Source organism: Pseudomonas sp. PDM20 (assembly GCF_014852575.3).
Taxonomy (GTDB): Bacteria; Pseudomonadota; Gammaproteobacteria; order Pseudomonadales; family Pseudomonadaceae; genus Pseudomonas.
This window is the reverse complement of sequence record NZ_CM181224.1, coordinates 921,440-937,672: the sequence shown is the minus strand read 5'-3', so window position 1 is coordinate 937,672 and position 16,233 is coordinate 921,440. Positions and strand designations below refer to the sequence as shown.

The window sequence follows — 16,233 nt, the reverse complement described above, 5'->3', positions numbered from 1 at the left end:
GCCCTGGAAATACGCCGGCAGCACCGGCGTCGTGGGATATCAGCCCGCCTTGGCCAGGCCGGCCTGACCGAGGCGCTCGGCAATCTCGCCGAGGATCGCCGGGTCGTCGATGGTGGATGGCGGCGCATAGCTCTCGCCGTCGGCGATCTTGCGTAGCACCGCGCGCAGGATCTTGCCCGAGCGGGTCTTGGGCAGGCGCTTGACCACCACCGCGCGCTGGAAGCAGGCCAGCGCCCCGATGCGCTCGCGCACCAGCGCCACCAGTTCGCGCTGCAGGTTGGCCTCGGTCGCCTGCGCGCCGTCCTTGAGCACCACCAGCCCCAGCGGCACATGCCCCTTGAGGTCGTCCTGCACGGCGATCACCGCGCACTCGGCAACGGCCTCGTGCAGCGCCAGCAACTCTTCCATCTCGCCGGTGGATAGACGGTGGCCGGAGACGTTAATCACGTCGTCGGTGCGGCCCATGATGTAGACGAAGCCCTCCTCGTCCACATAGCCGCCGTCGCCAGTGTGGTAGTAGCCGGGATAGGTCTTCAGGTACGCCTGCAGGTAGCGCGGATGATCGTTCCACAGCGTCTGCGCGCAGCCGGGCGGAAGCGGCAGGGCAATGACGATGGAGCCCTGCTCGTTCGCCCCGAGCAGCCGACCCTCGTCGTCCACCACCTGCACGTGGTAACCGGGCACCGCGCGGTTGGTTGAGCCGGCGCGCAGGTCGTGGTCCCTCAGGCCGGTGCAGGGCGCGGTCACCGGCCAGCCGGTCTCGGTCTGCCACCAGTGGTCGTGCACCGGCTTGCCGGTGAGTTCCTCCAGCCAGTGCTGGGTGCTGCTGTCGAGCTTCTCGCCGGCGAGGAACAGGTGGCGCAGCGAGCTCAGGTCGTAGCGTTTGAGCAGGTCGCCCTGGGGGTCTTCCTTGCGGATCGCGCGGATTGCCGTGGGCGCGCAGAACAGGCTGTTGACCTTGTGTTCCTCGATCACCCGCCAGTAGCTGCCGGCGTCGGGCGTGCGCACCGGCTTGCCTTCGTAGAACACCGTGGTGCAGCCATTCATCAGCGGTCCGTAGACGATCAGCGAGTGGCCGACCACCCAGCCGACGTCGGAGACGCCCCACCAGACATCCCCCGGCTGCAGGCCGAAGATGGTCGGCAGTGCATAGCTCAGCGCTACCGCGTGGCCGCCGTTGTCGCGCACGATGCCCTTGGGTTTCCCGGTGGTGCCGGAGGTGTACATGATGTACAGCGGGTCGCCACTGGCGACTTCCACCGGGTCGGCCGGTTGCGCGTGGGCCAGGGTTTCGCGCCAGTCGAGGTCGCGGCCGGCCTTGAGCTCCGCCATCGCCTGCGGGCGTTGCAGCACCAGCACATGGGCCGGCTGGTGGCTGGCCAGCTCCAGGGCCTTGTCCACCAGCGGCTTGTATTCGATCACCCGCTCGAACTCCAGGCCGCAGGAGGCGGTGAGCACCAGCTTGGGTCTGGCGTCGTCGATGCGCAACGCCAGTTCGTGTGGCGCAAAGCCACCAAAGACCACCGAGTGCACCGCGCCGAGCCGGGCACAGGCGAGCATGGCCATGGCCGCCTGGGGCACCATCGGCATGTAGATGATCACCCCGTCGCCCTTCTCCACCCCCAGCGCGCGCAGGGCACCGGCCAGGCGCGCGACCTCATCGCGCAGCTCCAGGTAGCTGAAGCGCTGCTGGGTATTGGTCACGGGGGAGTCGTAGATCAACGCTGCCTGGTTGCCGCGGCCCAGCTCGATCTGCCGGTCGAGGGCGAGGTAGCAGGTGTTCAGGCGGCCATCGGCGAACCAGCGGTGGCTGCCGTCGGGCAGGGCCTGCAGGGTGTCCTGCGGCGCGCGGTACCAGGCCACGCGGCCGGCCTGTTCGGCCCAGAAGGCGGAAGGCTCCGCGATGGAGCGGTCATGGGACTGCCGGTAACTCATCGTCACTGCCTCTTATTGTTGTTATCGAGGTCGAACAACGAGTATGGACGGGGATCGCCACCCCACCATCAACCTTTGGTCGTAGTCCTGCCGCCCGCCCCGCAAGCGGGCCGGCAGTAATGCTTTGCAGGATTTTTCAGCGAAGCGGCACGACGGCGGATGGAGCGCTCTGGCACGGGAGCTGGCGAGTTTTCCGGCAGCGCCGCCGCCGCATGTCGGCGACCACAGGTCGCACCTACTACCGCCATGTGACAGGACTACACTGAGAGTCCCTTTTCACCTGACAGCACAGGGGTGAGCACCGTGAACATCCTCGTCCGTCCGTCCCGCTTGCGCAAAGACCAACCGTGGGAAGTCTGTCTCGACCAGCAGGCCGTGGGCTTCCGCAGCGAGCTCGAGGCGCGCAGTTTCGTCGCGACCCTCGAAGCCCGCCTGAAGGCCCCGCACCGGCTACCCGAACTGGTGCAACGCGCCGCCAGCTGATCAGGCCGCGCGTTCGCTGATCTGCCCGCTCAGCCAGCCGAGCACCGCGGCCACCAGGCCGCAGACGGTGATGACCACCGCCATCGGCAGTGCCGAGCCGTCGTGCAAAGCACCGACCAGCGCCGAAGCGCAGGCGGCGACGGTGAACTGCAGGCTGCCCATCAGCGCCGAGGCGCTGCCCGCGTGCCGACCCTGGCTGGCCATGGCGCAGGCCGAGGAGTTGGGCAGCAGGAAGCCCAGGCTGGCGATGGCGCCGAACAACGGTACCAGCAGCGGCCACAGGTGCTCGGGCTTGGCCAGGGTGATCGCCAGCAGCGCCACGCCGCAGCCGAAGTACACCCACACCGCCCGGCGCAGCCAGAACCCCGGCCCGCGATAGCGCAGCAGCCGCGCGTTGACCTGCGCCATGAGGATGAAGCCCGCCGCATTGCTGCCGAATATCCAGCCGTAGTGCTCGGCCGGCACGCCGTAGAGTTCGATGAAGACGAAGGGCGAACCGGCGATGTAGGAGAACATCCCGGCAATGGCGACCCCGCCGGTCAGTGCATAAGTGATGAAGGAGCGGTCGCGGAACAGCGCGCGGTACTGCTTCAGCGCACCGCGCAACGGCGGGCGCGGCCCGCTCGGAATGGTCTCGGGCAGCCACAGCGCGATGGCGCCGCCGGCCAGGGCGCTGAACAGCGTCAGGCAATAGAAGATCGACTGCCAGCCGGACAGGCTCAGCAGCAACCCGCCACCCAGCGGCGCGAGGATCGGCGCCAGGCCCATCACCAGCATCAGTTGCGAGAAGGCCTTGGCGGCGGCGATCGGGTCGCACAGGTCACGCACCACCGCCCGCGAGATCACCATCCCCGCGCAGCCACCCAGAGCCTGGACGAAGCGCGCGCCGATCAGCCATTCCAGGTTCGGCGCGAAGGCGCAGGCGAGCGACGCCAGGGTGAAGATGCTCACCCCCAGCAGCAAGGGGATACGCCGGCCGATGCGGTCGGCCAGCGGGCCGTAGAGCAGCTGGCCGATGGCGAGGCCGGCGAAGTAGGCCGACAGGCTCAGCTGGATGTGCTCGACGTCGGTACCGAAGGCCTGCGCCAGCGCCGGGAAGCTGGGCAGGTAGAAGTCGATGGCCATGGGCCCGAAGGCGCTGAGGGCGCCGAGGATCAGCAGGATGCGGAGGTTCATGGATCACCTGGTCACACGCGTCCACCGAAGGGCGGCAGAGACCGCAGGCAGGCAGGTGTGGCTAACGGATTGGCGCGCAGGGAAGGCGCGGCGAAGCCTTGCATTGTGGCGAGCGCCGGAAAATTAGCAAGCTCCCTAAGCAACTACCTGGGCAACTCCCGAAACAATGGGAGAAGCGGGTCCGGCCACACCGGCCGGGCCCGCTTTCGCATCAGGCTTCGTGCGCGCCCTCTGGCTCGGGCTTGGCCTTGGCCTTGGCCTTGCGGCCGCCGACCTTGTCCGCGGCCGACTCCACCAGCATGTAGAACATCGGGATGAGGAAGGTCGCCAGCAGGGTCGCGGCGAGCATCCCGCCGATCACCCCGGTGCCGATGGAATGGCGGCTCGCGGAACCGGCGCCGGTGCTGATGGCCAGCGGCACGCAACCCAGGATGAAGGCCAGCGAGGTCATCACGATGGGGCGGAAGCGCAGCTTGGCCGCCTCCAGCGCCGCTTCGACCGGGCCCATGCCCTGCTCCTCGCGGCACAGCACGGCGAACTCGATGATCAGGATGGCGTTCTTCGCCGCCAGGCCGATCAGGGTCACCAGGCCGACCTGGAAGTACACGTCGTTATCCAGCCCACGCAGCCAGATCGCCAGGATCGCACCGAACACCGCGAAGGGCACCGCAGTGACCACCGCCAGCGGCAGGGTCCAGCGTTCGTACTGGGCGGCGAGGATGAGGAACACCAGGATCAGGCCGAAGATGAACGCGGTGCTGCCCGAACCCTGGGTCGCCAGTTCCTGGTAGGCCGAGCCGATCCAGGCCAGCGAGTAGTCCTCGCCCAGCACCTGGTCGGCCACTTCCTGCATGGCCGCCAGCGCCTGGCCGGAGCTGTAGCCGGGCGCCGGGCCGCCGAGCAGCTTGGCCGCCGGGAACACGTTGAAGCGCGCGTAGGAGTCCGGGCCGAGGATGCGCTTGACCGAGACCAGCGTGGTCAGCGGCACCAGATCGCCGGTGGACGAGCGGACGAAGACCTGGCTGAGGTCGTCCGGCTTGCGGCGGAACTCCGGCTCCGACTCTAGGGAGACCTGCCAGGTCCGCCCGTAGAGGGTGAAGTCGTTGACGTAGTAGCTGCCGAAGGTGGACTGCATGGCCGTGAACACGTCGTCGATAGCCACGCCCAGGGAACGCGCCTTGGTACGGTCCAGGTCGACGTAGTACTGCGGCACGTTGGCGTTGAAGGTGGTGTTCAGCCCCGCCAGTTCAGGGCGCTTGCCGGCCGCTGCAAGGAACTTGGTGGTGATCTCCTCGAGCTGCTCGGAGGTGCCGCCGCTGCGGTCCTGGATGTAGGCCTCGAAGCCGCCGGTGGTACTCATGCCGGTGATCGGCGGCGGGTTGAAGGACATCACCACACCGTCTTCCTGGCCCGCCCCCATCTTCATGAACTCGCGGGTCAGGTTGCGTGCGTCCAGCTCGGGCGTGTTGCGCTCCTTCCAGTCCTTCAGGGTGACGAAGGACACCCCGGCGTTGCTGCGGGTGCCGAAGGTGAGGATGTCGAAACCGGCGAAGGTCACCACGTCGGCCACGGCCGGATGCTTCATCAGTTCCTGGGTCACGTCGCCGGTGAGCTTCTCGGTACGGCTCAGCGAAGCCGCCGGCGGCAGGAAGTAGGCGTTGAGCACGTAGCCCTGGTCTTCGTCAGGCACCAGCGAGCCGGGCACCCGGCCGAACAGGATGACCAGCAGCGCGATCATGCCGCCGAACAGTATCAGGCCGAGGGCCGCCCGCTTGAGGAAGAACTGCACCCCGGCGCCGTAGCCGTTGGTGATGCGTTCGAAGGCGTTGTTGAACCAGCGGAATGGCGCAGCCGGCTCCTTGTGCTCGGGCTTGAGGATCAGCGCGCAGAGCGCAGGAGAGAGCGTCAGCGCGACGATGCCGGAAATCACCACCGACACGGCGATGGTGATCGCGAACTGCTTGTACATCTGGCCCGCCAGACCGCCGAGGAAGCCGACCGGGATGAATACCGCGCAGAGCACCAGCACGATGGCGATGATCGGCCCGGTCACTTCCTCCATGGCCTTGATCGCCGCCTCTTTCGGGCTGAGCTTCTCGGTGCGCATTACCCGCTCGACGTTCTCCAGTACCACGATGGCGTCGTCCACCACGATGCCGATCGCCAGCACCATGCCGAACAGCGACAACAGGTTGATGGAGAAGCCCATCAGGTACATGCCGGCGAAGGTGCCGACCAGCGACACCGGGATCGCCAGCACCGGGATCAGCGTGGCGCGGATGTTCTGCAGGAAGATGAACACCACCACCATCACCAGGATCAGCGCCTCGATGAAGGTATGGATCACCTCCTCGATGGACACCTTCACGAAGGTAGTGGTGTCGTAGGGAATCTTGAAGGCGATGCCCTGCGGGAAACGCTTGGCCAGCGCTTCCATGTGGGTACGCACGGCCTCGGCGGTGTCCAGGGCGTTGGCGCCCGGTTGCAGGTAGATACCGAAGGCAGCGTTCTGCTGGCCGTTGAGCGAGGTAACCAGGGAGTAGTCCTGTGCGCCCAGCTCGACCCGCGCCACGTCCTTGAGCAGCAGGCTGGCGCCAGTGGAATCACTGCGCAGGATGACGTTCTCGAACTCCTTCGGATCGGTGAAGCGCCCCTGCGCTGTGGCCATGTAGGTGAAGTCCTGCGGCTCCTTCATCGGCTGCTGGCCGAAGCTGCCGGCGGCGAACTGCGAGTTCTGCTCGCGCACCGCGTTCACCACGTCGGTAGGCGTGAGGTTGTACTGCGCCAGCTTGTCCGGCCGCAGCCAGATGCGCATGGAATAGTCCTTGGAACCGAACTGGCTGACGTCGCCGACACCGGGAATCCGCTTGAGGTCGTCGATCACGTTGATCAGCGCGTAGTTGCTGATGAAGATCGGGTCGCGGGAGTTGTCCGGCGAAAACAGCGTCACCACCTGCAGGATATCGGAGGATTTCTTCTCCACCTTCACGCCCTGCCGGCGCACTTCCTCGGGCAGCTTGGCGAGCGCCGCCTGCACCTTGTTGTTGACGTCGATGGTGGCCTGGTCGGGGTCGGTGCCGACCTCGAAGTACACGGTCAGGCTCATGGCGCCGCTGGCGTCGGAGTTGGACAGCTGGTAGATCATGCCCTCCACGCCGTTGATTTCCTGCTCCAGCGGAGCGGCCACGGTTTCGGCGATGACCTGGGAGCTGGCGCCCGGGTAGGAGGCCGTCACGGAGACTTCCGGCGGCACGATTTCCGGGTACTGAGCGATGGGCAGCGCGCGCATGGCCACCAGGCCCGCGAGCAGGATCACGATGGAAATCACCATCGCGAACACCGGACGTTCGATGAAGAAGCGCGAAATCACGATGGGCGCTCCTTAGGACTGGGACGAAGCGGTATTGGCGGCAGATTCCTGCGCGCCACCTTCCACGGCCTTGACCGGCTGGTCGGGGCGTACCTTGAGCAGCCCGTCGACTATCACCCGATCACCGTCATCCACACCGGCATCGATGATCCAGCGGCCGTCCACGGTCTTGGTCGTGGTGACCTGGCGCACGCGGGCGAAGCCGTCCTTGTCCACCACGTAGACGAAGGTGCCGCGCGGCCCCTGGGCCAGCGCGCGCTCCGGCAGGGTCACGGCATTGCTCTGGGTGATGCCGGTGATCAGGATGCGCACGAACTGGCCGGGGATCAGCAGGTTGTGCGGGTTGGGCACCACGGCGCGGGCGTTCACCGTGCCGGTGCCGGTATTGACGAAACTGTCGGTGAAGTCGACGACGCCTTCGATGGGGTACTTGCTGCCGTCGCCGAAGCGCAGCTCGGCGGTCAGCTTGCCGTCCTTGGGCAGGAGGTAGCGGCCGCTCTTCACGCCATCGTTCATCTGCGTCGCCTGGGTGTCGGGGTAGGCGAAGTTGACGTACACCGGGTCGAGCTGGGTGAGCTTGGTCAGCAGGCTGGAGTTCGGGTCGCTGGCCACCACCAGGCTGCCTTCGGAGCGCACTTCCTTGCTCGCCATGCCGGAAATCGGCGCGGTGACCGTCGTGTAGTTGAGGTCGATCTGCTTGGCCTGGACGTTGGCGCGGGCGGCCTCGACGTCGGCCTTGGCCTGTTCGAAATCGGAGGTGTAGCGGTCCAGCTCGCTTTCGCTGGCGAAGCCCTTGGCCTGCAGCTCGCGGATCCGCTTGAGGTCACGCTCGGTCTGCCGGTAGCGCGCCTGGGTCTGTGCCAGCGACCCCTTGGCCTGGCCCAGCGCGGCCTGGTAGGGGCGCGGGTCGATGCGGAACAGCACCTGGCCTTCCTTCACCGGCCGGCCTTCCTCGTAGGTGCGGCGCTGCAGAATGCCGCTGACCTGGGCGCGCACCTCCACTTCGCGGTAGCCGGCGGTCCGCGCGGCGTATTCGAAGGTCAGCGGCACCGGAGCACTCTTGGCCACTTCGACCGTCACTGCCGGGGGCGGAGGCGCTGCCGCAGCCGGTTTGTCCTCGGCCTGGGCCCAGGCAGCGAACAGGACTGGCAACCCAACGACAGCAAGCGCGACGGGCAAACGACGGGCAAACGGCATGTAACCTCTCCATGGAAATGACTGACGGCGGAACCCCAAAAAGACGACGACTGCGTGACTTTTACCTACGCCAGTGTCTGTAAAGCACTGTTAGCGCAATAAAATCAGTAAACTGCCTGTCACCCAGTGATCCTAGCCTGTATACCACCAAGCGCCATGCGAAGAACTAAAGAAGATTCGGAACGAACCCGTCAGACGATTCTCGACTCGGCTGAAGGCCTTTTCTTTGCGAAAGGCGTCTCAAATACCAGCCTGGAAGAGATCGCGCGCGCCGCTGGCGTCACCCGCGGGGCGGTGTACTGGCACTTCCAGAACAAGGCGCACCTGTTCAACGACATGCTCAACCAGGTCCGCCTGCCGCCTGAGCAACTGGCGCAGCGGCTGTCCGGGTGCGACGGTCACGACCCGATCGAATCGCTGTTCCAGCTCAGCGTGGAAGTGGTCGAGAACCTCGCCCGCGACGAGCAGCGCCGACGCATCCTCACCATCCTCCTGCAGCGCTGCGAGTTCACCGATGAGCTGCGCGATGCCGAGGAACGCCACAACCAGTTCGTCCGGCAGTTCATCGAGCTTTGCGAGCAGCTGTTCAGCCGCGAGGACTGCCGCACGCGGCTGATGCCCGGCGTGACGCCCAAGATTGCCTCGCGCGCGGTGCACGCGATGATCTTCGGCCTGCTCAGCGACTGGCTGCGCGACCCGGCCCTGTTCGACCCGCTGCAGGAAACCCGCGAACTGTTCGACGCCGTGTTCCGTGGCCTGGTGCGCGACTGGCACCCGGCACAGGCGTAAGGGCCGGCAGAACGCCGGCCCGGAAGGGATGAAACCTCAGGCCGCCTCGGCCTCGTAGCCTTCCTCGCGGATCGCCGCGAGGATCGCGGGCTCGTCCAGCCGGCTGGCAACGCGGACTTCACCGGCGCCCAGGTCGACCTGCACGTCCGCTGCGGCGTCCAGCGCCTGTACCGCCTGGGTGATGGCCCGCACGCAGTGGCCGCAGCTCATGCCCTTGACATTGAAGGTGTGCATGGAATCTCTCCTCTGATGGATTGAAGCGTTGGATGCAGTCTCGACCTTGCCACCGTGGCAAGGTCAAGCCTCTCGCGTTGCACTCGCCTTGCACTTGTCCTACGTCAGGCTCTCAGCCAAGCTGCGGAAACAGCTGACTCGTCGGAGAACGCCATGCGCCGTTCCCTTTTAATCGCCGCCGGCTTCGCCGCCGCCCTGCCCTTCGCCGGCCTGCCTTCGAGCGCCTGGGCCGATGGCATGCCCGAGGAACCCTCGGCGCCGCCCGTACCCACCTCCCCGGCCACGCCACCGCCAAGCACTCCCGGTTCCTGGCCGGTGCCCGACGCCCAGCCGGTGGCCTATGCCGTGCTGATCGTCAGCCGTGAACGGCTGGACACCGGCACCGCCTGCGACATCGACCTGTATGTCCAGGACGAAAAGGTCTCGCGCCTGCAGCCCGAAGGCGAAATCGCCCTCAACCTGCCGCCGGGCGAGGTCTCCCTGCGCCTGCAGACCGCCAACTCCGGCCTCTGCCGCAGCGGCATCCAGCCGTTGCGCGCCCAGTCCGTGCAGCTGCACGCCGGCGAAGTGCGCAAGTTCCGCATCGCCAACAGCGAGAGCGGGCTGTATCTCATGCCGGTCTCCAGCGGCAGCTGATCCCGGCCACGGCTTTGACCTGCGACAAGCTGGCAGCGAACGAGGGTTGACCTTGCCCTCGTGTCAAGGTTGATGCTATCGGGGAACTTCAGGGAGAAACCCCATGAACAGCGCCAACCCCATCGAACTCGACCTCCCCGTCTCCGGGATGACCTGCGCCAGCTGTGCAGGACGCGTCGAGCGCGCCCTGCGCAAAGTGCCCGGCGTGCAGGACGCCAGTGTCAACCTCGCCAGCGAGCAGGCCCGCGTGCAGCTCGCCGCGCCATCCAGCGGTGAGACCCTGCCGGCGCTGGTCGCCGCTGTCGAACAGGCCGGCTACCAGGTACCGGCCCATAGCCTGGAACTGGCCATCGACGGCATGACCTGCGCCAGCTGCGTCGGCCGCGTCGAACGCGCCCTCAACAAGGTCCCCGGCGTACGCACGGCCAGCGTCAACCTGGCCAGCGAGCGCGCCCACGTCGAACTGCTCGGCGCGGTGGACGCCGCCGCGCTGATCACCGCCGTCGACAAGGCGGGCTACAAGGCCCGCCCCATCGAACCCGATCAGCCCGCCGTGGATCCGGCCGTGGCCCGTCTGGCGCGCGAGCGCTGGTGGCTGGCCGCCGCCATCCTGCTGTCGCTGCCGCTGGTGCTGCCGATGGTGGGCGACTGGTTCGGCCAGCACTGGATGCTGCCGGCCTGGGTGCAATTCCTCCTCGCCACGCCCGTGCAATTCCTTATCGGCGCACGCTTCTATGTGTCCGCCTACAAGGCAGTGCGCGCCCGCAGCGGCAACATGGACCTGCTGGTCGCCCTCGGCACCAGCGCCGGCTACGGCCTGAGCCTGTACCTCTGGTACGCCGCCGCTCCGGGGCAGATGCCGCACCTGTACTTCGAAGCCAGCGCCGTGGTCATCACCCTGATCCTGCTCGGCAAGTACCTGGAAAGCCGCGCCAAGCGCCAGACCGCCGCCGCCATCCGCGCCCTCGAGGCCCTGCGCCCGGAACGCGCCACCCGCGTGCGGGACGGCGTCGAGGAAGACGTCGCCATCGCCGAACTGCGCCTGGGTGATGAAGTGCTGGTGCGCCCCGGCGAACGCTTCCCGGTGGACGGCGAAGTCCTCGCCGGGCAGAGCCACGCCGACGAAGCCCTGATCACCGGCGAAAGCCTGCCGGTGCCCAAGGACGTCGGCGATCCGGTCACCGGCGGTGCGATCAACGGCGAAGGCGTACTGCGCGTGAAGACCACCGCGCTGGGCGGCGAGACCGTGCTGGCCAGAATCATCCGCCTGGTGGAAGACGCCCAGGCCGCCAAGGCGCCGATCCAGAAGCTGGTGGACAAGGTCAGCAACGTGTTCGTCCCGGTGGTGATCGGCATCGCCCTGCTCACCCTGGTCGGCTGGCTGATCGCCGGCGCCGGCTGGGAACAGGCACTGATCAACGCCGTGGCCGTGCTGGTCATCGCCTGCCCCTGCGCCCTCGGCCTCGCCACCCCGACCGCGATCATGGCCGGAACCGGCGTCGCGGCGAAATACGGCATCCTGATCAAGGACGCCGAAGCCCTGGAAGTCGCCCACGCCGTGACCGCCGTGGCCTTCGACAAGACCGGCACCCTGACCTCCGGCCAGCCGCGCATCACCAACCTCGCGGCGAACGGCGACGAGGCCAAAGCCCTCGCCCTGGCCGGCGCCCTGCAGCGCGGCAGCGAACACCCGCTGGCCCGTGCCGTGCTCGACGCCTGCGCCGAACGCAGCCTGAACCCTGCCGCCGCCGAGGCCACCCAGGCCCTGACCGGCCGGGGCATCCAGGGCCGCATCGACGACCGCCTGCTGGCACTGGGCAACCGCCGGATGCTCGACGAAGCCCGGCTGCAACCCGGCGCGCTCACTGAATCGGCACAGCGCTGGGAAGCAGAAGGCCGCACCCTGTCCTGGCTCATCGAACGCGAGCCGCAGGCACGGGTGATCGCCCTGTTCGCCTTCGGCGACAGCCTCAAGGAAGGCGCGAAGACCGCCATCGACGCCCTGCGCGAGCGCGGCATCGCCAGTCACCTGATCACCGGCGACAACCGTGGCAGCGCCAAGGTCGTGGCCGACGCCCTGGGCCTGGACGACGTACACGCCGAGGTTTTGCCCGGCGACAAGGCTGCCGTGGTCGGCGCGCTGCGCCAGCAAGGCAAGGTCGTGGCGATGGTCGGCGATGGCATCAATGACGCCCCGGCACTGGCTGCGGCAGACGTGGGCATCGCCATGGGTGGCGGCACCGACGTCGCCATGCACGCCGCCGGCATCACCCTGATGCGTGGCGACCCGCGCCTGGTTCCGGCGGCGCTGGACATCTCCCGGCGCACCTACGCGAAGATCCGCCAGAACCTGTTCTGGGCCTTCATCTACAACCTGGTGGGCATCCCGCTGGCCGCCTTCGGCCTGCTCAACCCCATGGTCGCCGGCGCGGCGATGGCTGCCTCCAGTGTCAGCGTGGTGAGCAACGCCCTGCTGCTCAAGCGCTGGAAACCGCGTGATCACCAATAAGCCCCACGCCCCCGCCCGAGAAGCGGGGGCGTTCGTTCAGGAGACATCGGCATGAACATCGGCGAAGCGGCGAAGAAAAGCGGCCTGACCGCGAAGATGATCCGCTACTACGAATCCACCGGCCTGCTGGCCCCCGCCGGCCGCAGCGCCAGCGGCTACCGCCACTACAGCGAGCAGGACCTGCACACCCTGGCGTTCATCCGCCGCTCGCGGGACTTCGGCTTCTCGCTGGAGGAAGTCGGCCAACTGCTCGCCCTCTGGCAGGACCGCGCCCGCGCCAGCGCCGATGTGAAGGCCCTGGCCGCCCGGCACATCGACGAACTCAACCGCAAGATCGCCGAACTCAGCAGCCTGCGCGACACCCTGCAGGAGCTCAGCGACCACTGCCAGGGCGACCACCGCCCGGACTGCCCGATCCTCAAGGACCTGGAGTCGGGGAATTGCTGTCATTGAGGAATTTTCAGGCGTACTCGGCGAAGCGTCCGATATCTGGCTAACCGCATCGATTGGTAGCATAATCTGATACCAATCACCGGAGCACAGGATGAATGCCCGGCACCGCAGGACGCTGGAGCTGATCTTCTCCCTTCCCGTCCCGGCTTCACTGGAATGGCTACGCATCGAGTCGCTGCTGATCGCGCTCGGCGCGCAGGTGATCGAGGGCAATGGCTCGCGGGTGCGCTTCGAGCTGAATGGCATAGTCGCCACCTTCCATCGCCCGCATCCGGCCAAGGAGGCCAAGCCTTACCAGGTGCGTGACGCACGCGCCTTGCTCGAACAGTCAGGAATCCACCCATGACCCCCATGAAATATCAGGGCTACGCCGCACGGATCGAATACAGCGACGATGACCGGCTGTTCATCGGCCATATCGCCGGCATCCGCGATGTCGTCGGCTTCCACGGCGAGTCGGTCAACGAATTGCGCGGGGCGTTCGAAGAGGCCGTGGATGACTACCTGGCGACTTGCGCGAAACTTGGTCGCGAGCCGCAACGGCCATTCTCCGGCAAGCTCAGCCTGCGCCTCGACCCGCAACTTCACGCGCAGGTGGCGATCAAGGCGGAGTTGAGCAACCAGAGCATCAACCAGTGGGTAGTGGACCGCCTCGGCGAAGCGGTCTGACACCGCAGGCTCGCTCCTGCAATCCTCCTGTCAGCCTCACTTGCTAGACCGTAGGGCGCATAACGCCTCTGGCGTTATCCGCCGAAACCGGCAACGGCAGATAAAGCGTTCCGCTTTATCCGCCCTACGAAAAATCGCAGGAGCGATCAGCCTTGTGCGCTGGCCACCGCACGGCGACGCCAGATGGAGGCCGGCAGCACGGTCACGGCGAGGCCGACGAACACCAGCACGCAGGCCATCCAGTCCTGGGTGGTGAGGTCTTCGCCAAGGAACAGCCAGCCCGACAGCAGGCCCGACACCGGCACGGCCAGGGCGAAAGGCGTGACCTGGCTGGCCGGATAGCGGCGCAGCAGGAAACTCCACAGGCCGAAGCCGACGGTGGTGGCGAGGAAGGCGATGTAGAGCAGCGCGCCCATCCCGCTCAAGCTGATGTTCAGCACTGCGTGCTCGATGGCTTCCTGGCCTTCAAATATCCACGAGAGGACCAGCAGCGGCAGTGGCGGGATCAGGCTGACCCAACTGATCAGGCGCAGCATATCGCTGGCGCCGGAGCGCTTGGTGGCGATGTTGGAGAAGGCCCAGGCCAGCGCGGCGGCAATCACCAGCAGGAAGGCTACCAGGCTGTCGCCCATGGGGCGCTCCAGGCCGATCAGCAGCAGGCCACCGGCGGCCAGCGCCAGGCCGATCAGGGCGCGCGGGCTGGGACGCTCGCCGAGGAAGGCGGCGGCGATCAGCACGGTGAAGAACACCTGACTCTGCAGCACCAGAGACGACAGGCCGGCGGGCATGCCGATGTGCATGCCGACGAACAGCAGCCCGAACTTGACCACACCCAGCAGTACGCCGATCTGCACGATACGCCAGAACGGCGCCGGCAGCGGGCCGCGCAGGAAGATCAGCGGCAGCGCCGCCAGGGCGAAGCGCAGGGCGCAGAACAGCAGCGGCGGGAAGTCGTGCAGGCCGACCTTGATCACGACGAAGTTGACGCCCCAGATCAGGGTGACCAGCAGGGCGAGGAGAACGTGGCGGAGGGGCATGGCAGAGCGCTCGGGGTGGGATGAGGCAAAACTAACAGCCCGCGTCTGAAATGTATGGATACAGTTGAGGGCTTACAGTTCTTTCGCAGGACCAAACGGGAATCCAACCCAGGCCAAAGCAGGAACCGTGAGTAGGATGGTGTGGAGCGAAGCGATGCCCATCAATCCCGGGAAACCATCAGCACGGGTATCGCTGCGCTCCACCCATCCTACGCAGAGCATGACGGCGATTTCGGCGAAAAGGATTTACAGGGTCTCTATGTGCAGCTTCGGCCAGCGCGCCGGCCAGTTCTTCGCGGCGATGCGCTCGCGGTAGATCTGCGGCTTGGCGCGGAAGTGCTCGGTTGGCCGGACGCGCAGCTGCCAGATGTCGTCGATCCCCAGCGGCGCCAGCAACTCCAGGGACTCTAGGGACTCGCCACGCAGGCGTACCGCCACCGCTGCGCTCACTTCCACCCAATGGCACATGGCGTCGCCACAATCGCTGTAGGGCGCATCGCCATTGCGCAGGTGCATCCGCGCCTGGTTGCGCACCGACCAGGGCTGGTCCGGGCAGGCCTCCAGCAGCCGGCGCTCCCAGGCATAGTCCGCCTCGGGCTCCAGGTTGTCTGCCGAGAAATACAAGACGTCGATATCGCTGAGCGGCGTGGGCTCGTCATAGCCGTGCAAGGCGTCCCACACCGCGTTGCGCACGAAACCGGCAGCGATCCAGGCGCCTTGCGGGCCGTGATCGCGCACCACGCGCAGCAGGTGCAGGCGTTGAGGTTGCCCGGCGATCAAGGCGAGCAGCTCTGGCTCGCCGGGCAGTTGGCTCAGGCCTGTTCCCACGGCGGAGGCGGCGGTTCGTCGCGTTGCGGCGGGGCGTCCTGGGCGGCGCGGCCGGCTTCGCGGCGCTCCTGCTCGCGCATGGCCTCGGCGATTTCACGCAGCACCGAATCCACGTCCGCCTCGTCTTCCGGATCGTCGAAGTGCCCGGTCAGCGGGGTGTCCGGCTGCAGCTTGCCGTCCTCGTAGAGGGCCCACATTTCCTTGGCGTAGTGGGTGTACTTGAGCTCCGGGGCGAAGCGGCCGAAGTAGGCGGCCATGTTGCCCACGTCGCGCTCGAGCATGCGGAAGGCATGGTTGTTGCCGGCGGCGTCCACGGCCTGCGGCAGGTCGATGATCACCGGGCCGTCCGGGCCGACCAGCACGTTGAATTCCGACAGGTCGCCATGCACGAGGCCCGCGCAGAGCATCATGACGATCTGGCGGATGAGGAATTCGTGGAAGTCACGGGCCAGCTCAGGCTCCATCACCACGTCGTTCAGGCGCGGCGCGGCGTCGCCCTCTTCGTCGGCGACCATCTCCATCAACAGCACGCCGTCGAGGAAATCGTAAGGCTTGGGTACGCGTACCCCGGCGTTGGCCAGGCGGAACAACGCAGCCACCTCGGCGTTCTGCCAGGCGTCTTCCTGCTCCTTGCGGCCGTACTTGGTGCCCTTGGCCATGGCGCGGGCCTGGCGGCTGTTGCGCACCTTGCGGCCTTCCTGGTACTCGGCGGCCTGGCGGAAGCTGCGTTTGTTGGCTTCCTTGTAGACCTTGGCGCAGCGCAGCTCGGCGCCGCAGCGCACCACGTAGACCGCTGCTTCCTTGCCGCTCATCAGCGGGCGCAATACTTCATCGATCAGGCCGTCTTCGATCAACGGCTCCAGGCGTTTCGGGGTTTTCATCAGGCTTCCTGGCGTACCTCTCTGGGGCGCTGCGCT

The 16,233-nt window shown here is 67.0% G+C and carries 15 protein-coding genes; 7 read left to right on the top strand and 8 right to left on the bottom strand.

Translation table 11 applies throughout. From position 1 onward, the window contains the following. Nucleotides 1–39: 39 nt before the first annotated feature. Nucleotides 40–1,935, bottom strand: a complete 1,896-nt coding sequence (locus tag IB261_RS04580; RefSeq protein WP_192381555.1) for a propionyl-CoA synthetase — start codon at nt 1,933–1,935, stop codon at nt 40–42. Between the two features lie 303 nt (nt 1,936–2,238). On the opposite strand from IB261_RS04580, the gene IB261_RS04575 reads away from it, so the two are divergent. Further along, entirely contained in the window at nt 2,239–2,418 is a 180-nt protein-coding gene (locus tag IB261_RS04575) for a hypothetical protein (RefSeq protein WP_045217315.1), read from the top strand. Here the strand turns inward: IB261_RS04575 and IB261_RS04570 are convergent, their stop codons facing one another. From IB261_RS04570 to IB261_RS04560, 3 genes are all read right to left on the bottom strand, one after another. Next, nucleotides 2,419–3,594, bottom strand: coding sequence for a multidrug effflux MFS transporter (locus IB261_RS04570; RefSeq protein WP_081517300.1), 1,176 nt, complete (start codon nt 3,592–3,594; stop codon nt 2,419–2,421). It abuts the gene before it with no gap. Between the two features lie 211 nt (nt 3,595–3,805). Next, nucleotides 3,806–6,964: an efflux RND transporter permease subunit gene (locus IB261_RS04565; RefSeq protein ID WP_192381554.1), complete on the bottom strand. Its 3,159-nt coding sequence runs from the start codon at nt 6,962–6,964 to the stop codon at nt 3,806–3,808. A 12-nt stretch (nt 6,965–6,976) separates the two neighbouring features. Continuing rightward, the gene (locus IB261_RS04560; RefSeq protein ID WP_081517298.1) at nt 6,977–8,161 is read right to left on the bottom strand and encodes an efflux RND transporter periplasmic adaptor subunit; all 1,185 of its coding nucleotides are present in this window, start codon (nt 8,159–8,161) and stop codon (nt 6,977–6,979) included. A 156-nt stretch (nt 8,162–8,317) separates the two neighbouring features. On the opposite strand from IB261_RS04560, the gene IB261_RS04555 reads away from it, so the two are divergent. Further along, a complete protein-coding gene (locus IB261_RS04555) occupies nt 8,318–8,950 on the top strand; it encodes a TetR family transcriptional regulator (protein ID WP_081517297.1) in 633 nt (210 codons plus the stop codon). Nucleotides 8,951–8,986: 36 nt separating this feature from the next. Here IB261_RS04555 and IB261_RS04550 read toward each other — a convergent pair whose 3' ends face one another. Further along, complete coding sequence (locus IB261_RS04550) at nt 8,987–9,184, bottom strand: heavy-metal-associated domain-containing protein (protein WP_081517296.1); 198 nt, start codon at nt 9,182–9,184, stop codon at nt 8,987–8,989. A 153-nt stretch (nt 9,185–9,337) separates the two neighbouring features. Between IB261_RS04550 and IB261_RS04545 the strand changes: the two genes are divergently transcribed. From IB261_RS04545 to IB261_RS04525, 5 genes are all read left to right on the top strand, one after another. Next, nucleotides 9,338–9,820, top strand: coding sequence for a hypothetical protein (locus IB261_RS04545; protein WP_081517295.1), 483 nt, complete (start codon nt 9,338–9,340; stop codon nt 9,818–9,820). Between the two features lie 103 nt (nt 9,821–9,923). Next, nucleotides 9,924–12,329 (top strand): heavy metal translocating P-type ATPase, encoded by a 2,406-nt coding sequence (locus tag IB261_RS04540; RefSeq protein WP_192381553.1) that lies wholly within the window; start codon nt 9,924–9,926, stop codon nt 12,327–12,329. Between the two features lie 51 nt (nt 12,330–12,380). Further along, nucleotides 12,381–12,782: a Cu(I)-responsive transcriptional regulator gene (gene cueR, locus IB261_RS04535; RefSeq protein WP_081517293.1), complete on the top strand. Its 402-nt coding sequence runs from the start codon at nt 12,381–12,383 to the stop codon at nt 12,780–12,782. Nucleotides 12,783–12,873: 91 nt separating this feature from the next. After that, nucleotides 12,874–13,128, top strand: coding sequence for a type II toxin-antitoxin system HicA family toxin (locus IB261_RS04530; protein WP_151189376.1), 255 nt, complete (start codon nt 12,874–12,876; stop codon nt 13,126–13,128). Beyond that, on the top strand, nt 13,125–13,451 hold the full coding sequence (locus IB261_RS04525) for a type II toxin-antitoxin system HicB family antitoxin (RefSeq protein ID WP_081517291.1): 327 nt from the start codon (nt 13,125–13,127) through the stop codon (nt 13,449–13,451). Before IB261_RS04530 ends, IB261_RS04525 begins: the two co-directional genes overlap by 4 nt. 146 nt (nt 13,452–13,597) lie before the next feature. On the opposite strand, the gene IB261_RS04520 is transcribed toward IB261_RS04525, so the two are convergent. The 3 genes from IB261_RS04520 to IB261_RS04510 all read right to left on the bottom strand — a co-directional run bounded on the left by IB261_RS04520 (nt 13,598) and on the right by IB261_RS04510 (nt 16,197). After that, complete coding sequence (locus IB261_RS04520) at nt 13,598–14,488, bottom strand: EamA family transporter (protein ID WP_081517290.1); 891 nt, start codon at nt 14,486–14,488, stop codon at nt 13,598–13,600. Nucleotides 14,489–14,734: 246 nt separating this feature from the next. Then, on the bottom strand, nt 14,735–15,295 hold the full coding sequence (locus tag IB261_RS04515) for a nucleotidyltransferase family protein (protein ID WP_192382207.1): 561 nt from the start codon (nt 15,293–15,295) through the stop codon (nt 14,735–14,737). Nucleotides 15,296–15,300: 5 nt separating this feature from the next. Next, the gene (locus IB261_RS04510) at nt 15,301–16,197 is read right to left on the bottom strand and encodes a PA4780 family RIO1-like protein kinase (protein ID WP_081517288.1); all 897 of its coding nucleotides are present in this window, start codon (nt 16,195–16,197) and stop codon (nt 15,301–15,303) included. Nucleotides 16,198–16,233: the final 36 nt, after the last annotated feature.

What these genes read in the sequence shown, in the direction of transcription:
- IB261_RS04540 (WP_192381553.1), top strand. Translation starts at nt 9,924, where the DNA reads ATGAACAGCGCCAACCCCATCGAACTCGACCTCCCCGTCTCCGGGATG.
- IB261_RS04510 (WP_081517288.1), bottom strand. Translation starts at nt 16,197, where the DNA reads ATGAAAACCCCGAAACGCCTGGAGCCGTTGATCGAAGACGGCCTGATC.
- IB261_RS04580 (WP_192381555.1), bottom strand. Translation starts at nt 1,935, where the DNA reads ATGAGTTACCGGCAGTCCCATGACCGCTCCATCGCGGAGCCTTCCGCC.
- IB261_RS04545 (WP_081517295.1), top strand. Translation starts at nt 9,338, where the DNA reads ATGCGCCGTTCCCTTTTAATCGCCGCCGGCTTCGCCGCCGCCCTGCCC.
- IB261_RS04525 (WP_081517291.1), top strand. Translation starts at nt 13,125, where the DNA reads ATGACCCCCATGAAATATCAGGGCTACGCCGCACGGATCGAATACAGC.
- IB261_RS04570 (WP_081517300.1), bottom strand. Translation starts at nt 3,594, where the DNA reads ATGAACCTCCGCATCCTGCTGATCCTCGGCGCCCTCAGCGCCTTCGGG.
- IB261_RS04520 (WP_081517290.1), bottom strand. Translation starts at nt 14,488, where the DNA reads ATGCCCCTCCGCCACGTTCTCCTCGCCCTGCTGGTCACCCTGATCTGG.
- IB261_RS04555 (WP_081517297.1), top strand. Translation starts at nt 8,318, where the DNA reads ATGCGAAGAACTAAAGAAGATTCGGAACGAACCCGTCAGACGATTCTC.
- cueR (WP_081517293.1), top strand. Translation starts at nt 12,381, where the DNA reads ATGAACATCGGCGAAGCGGCGAAGAAAAGCGGCCTGACCGCGAAGATG.
- IB261_RS04550 (WP_081517296.1), bottom strand. Translation starts at nt 9,184, where the DNA reads ATGCACACCTTCAATGTCAAGGGCATGAGCTGCGGCCACTGCGTGCGG.
- IB261_RS04560 (WP_081517298.1), bottom strand. Translation starts at nt 8,161, where the DNA reads ATGCCGTTTGCCCGTCGTTTGCCCGTCGCGCTTGCTGTCGTTGGGTTG.
- IB261_RS04530 (WP_151189376.1), top strand. Translation starts at nt 12,874, where the DNA reads ATGAATGCCCGGCACCGCAGGACGCTGGAGCTGATCTTCTCCCTTCCC.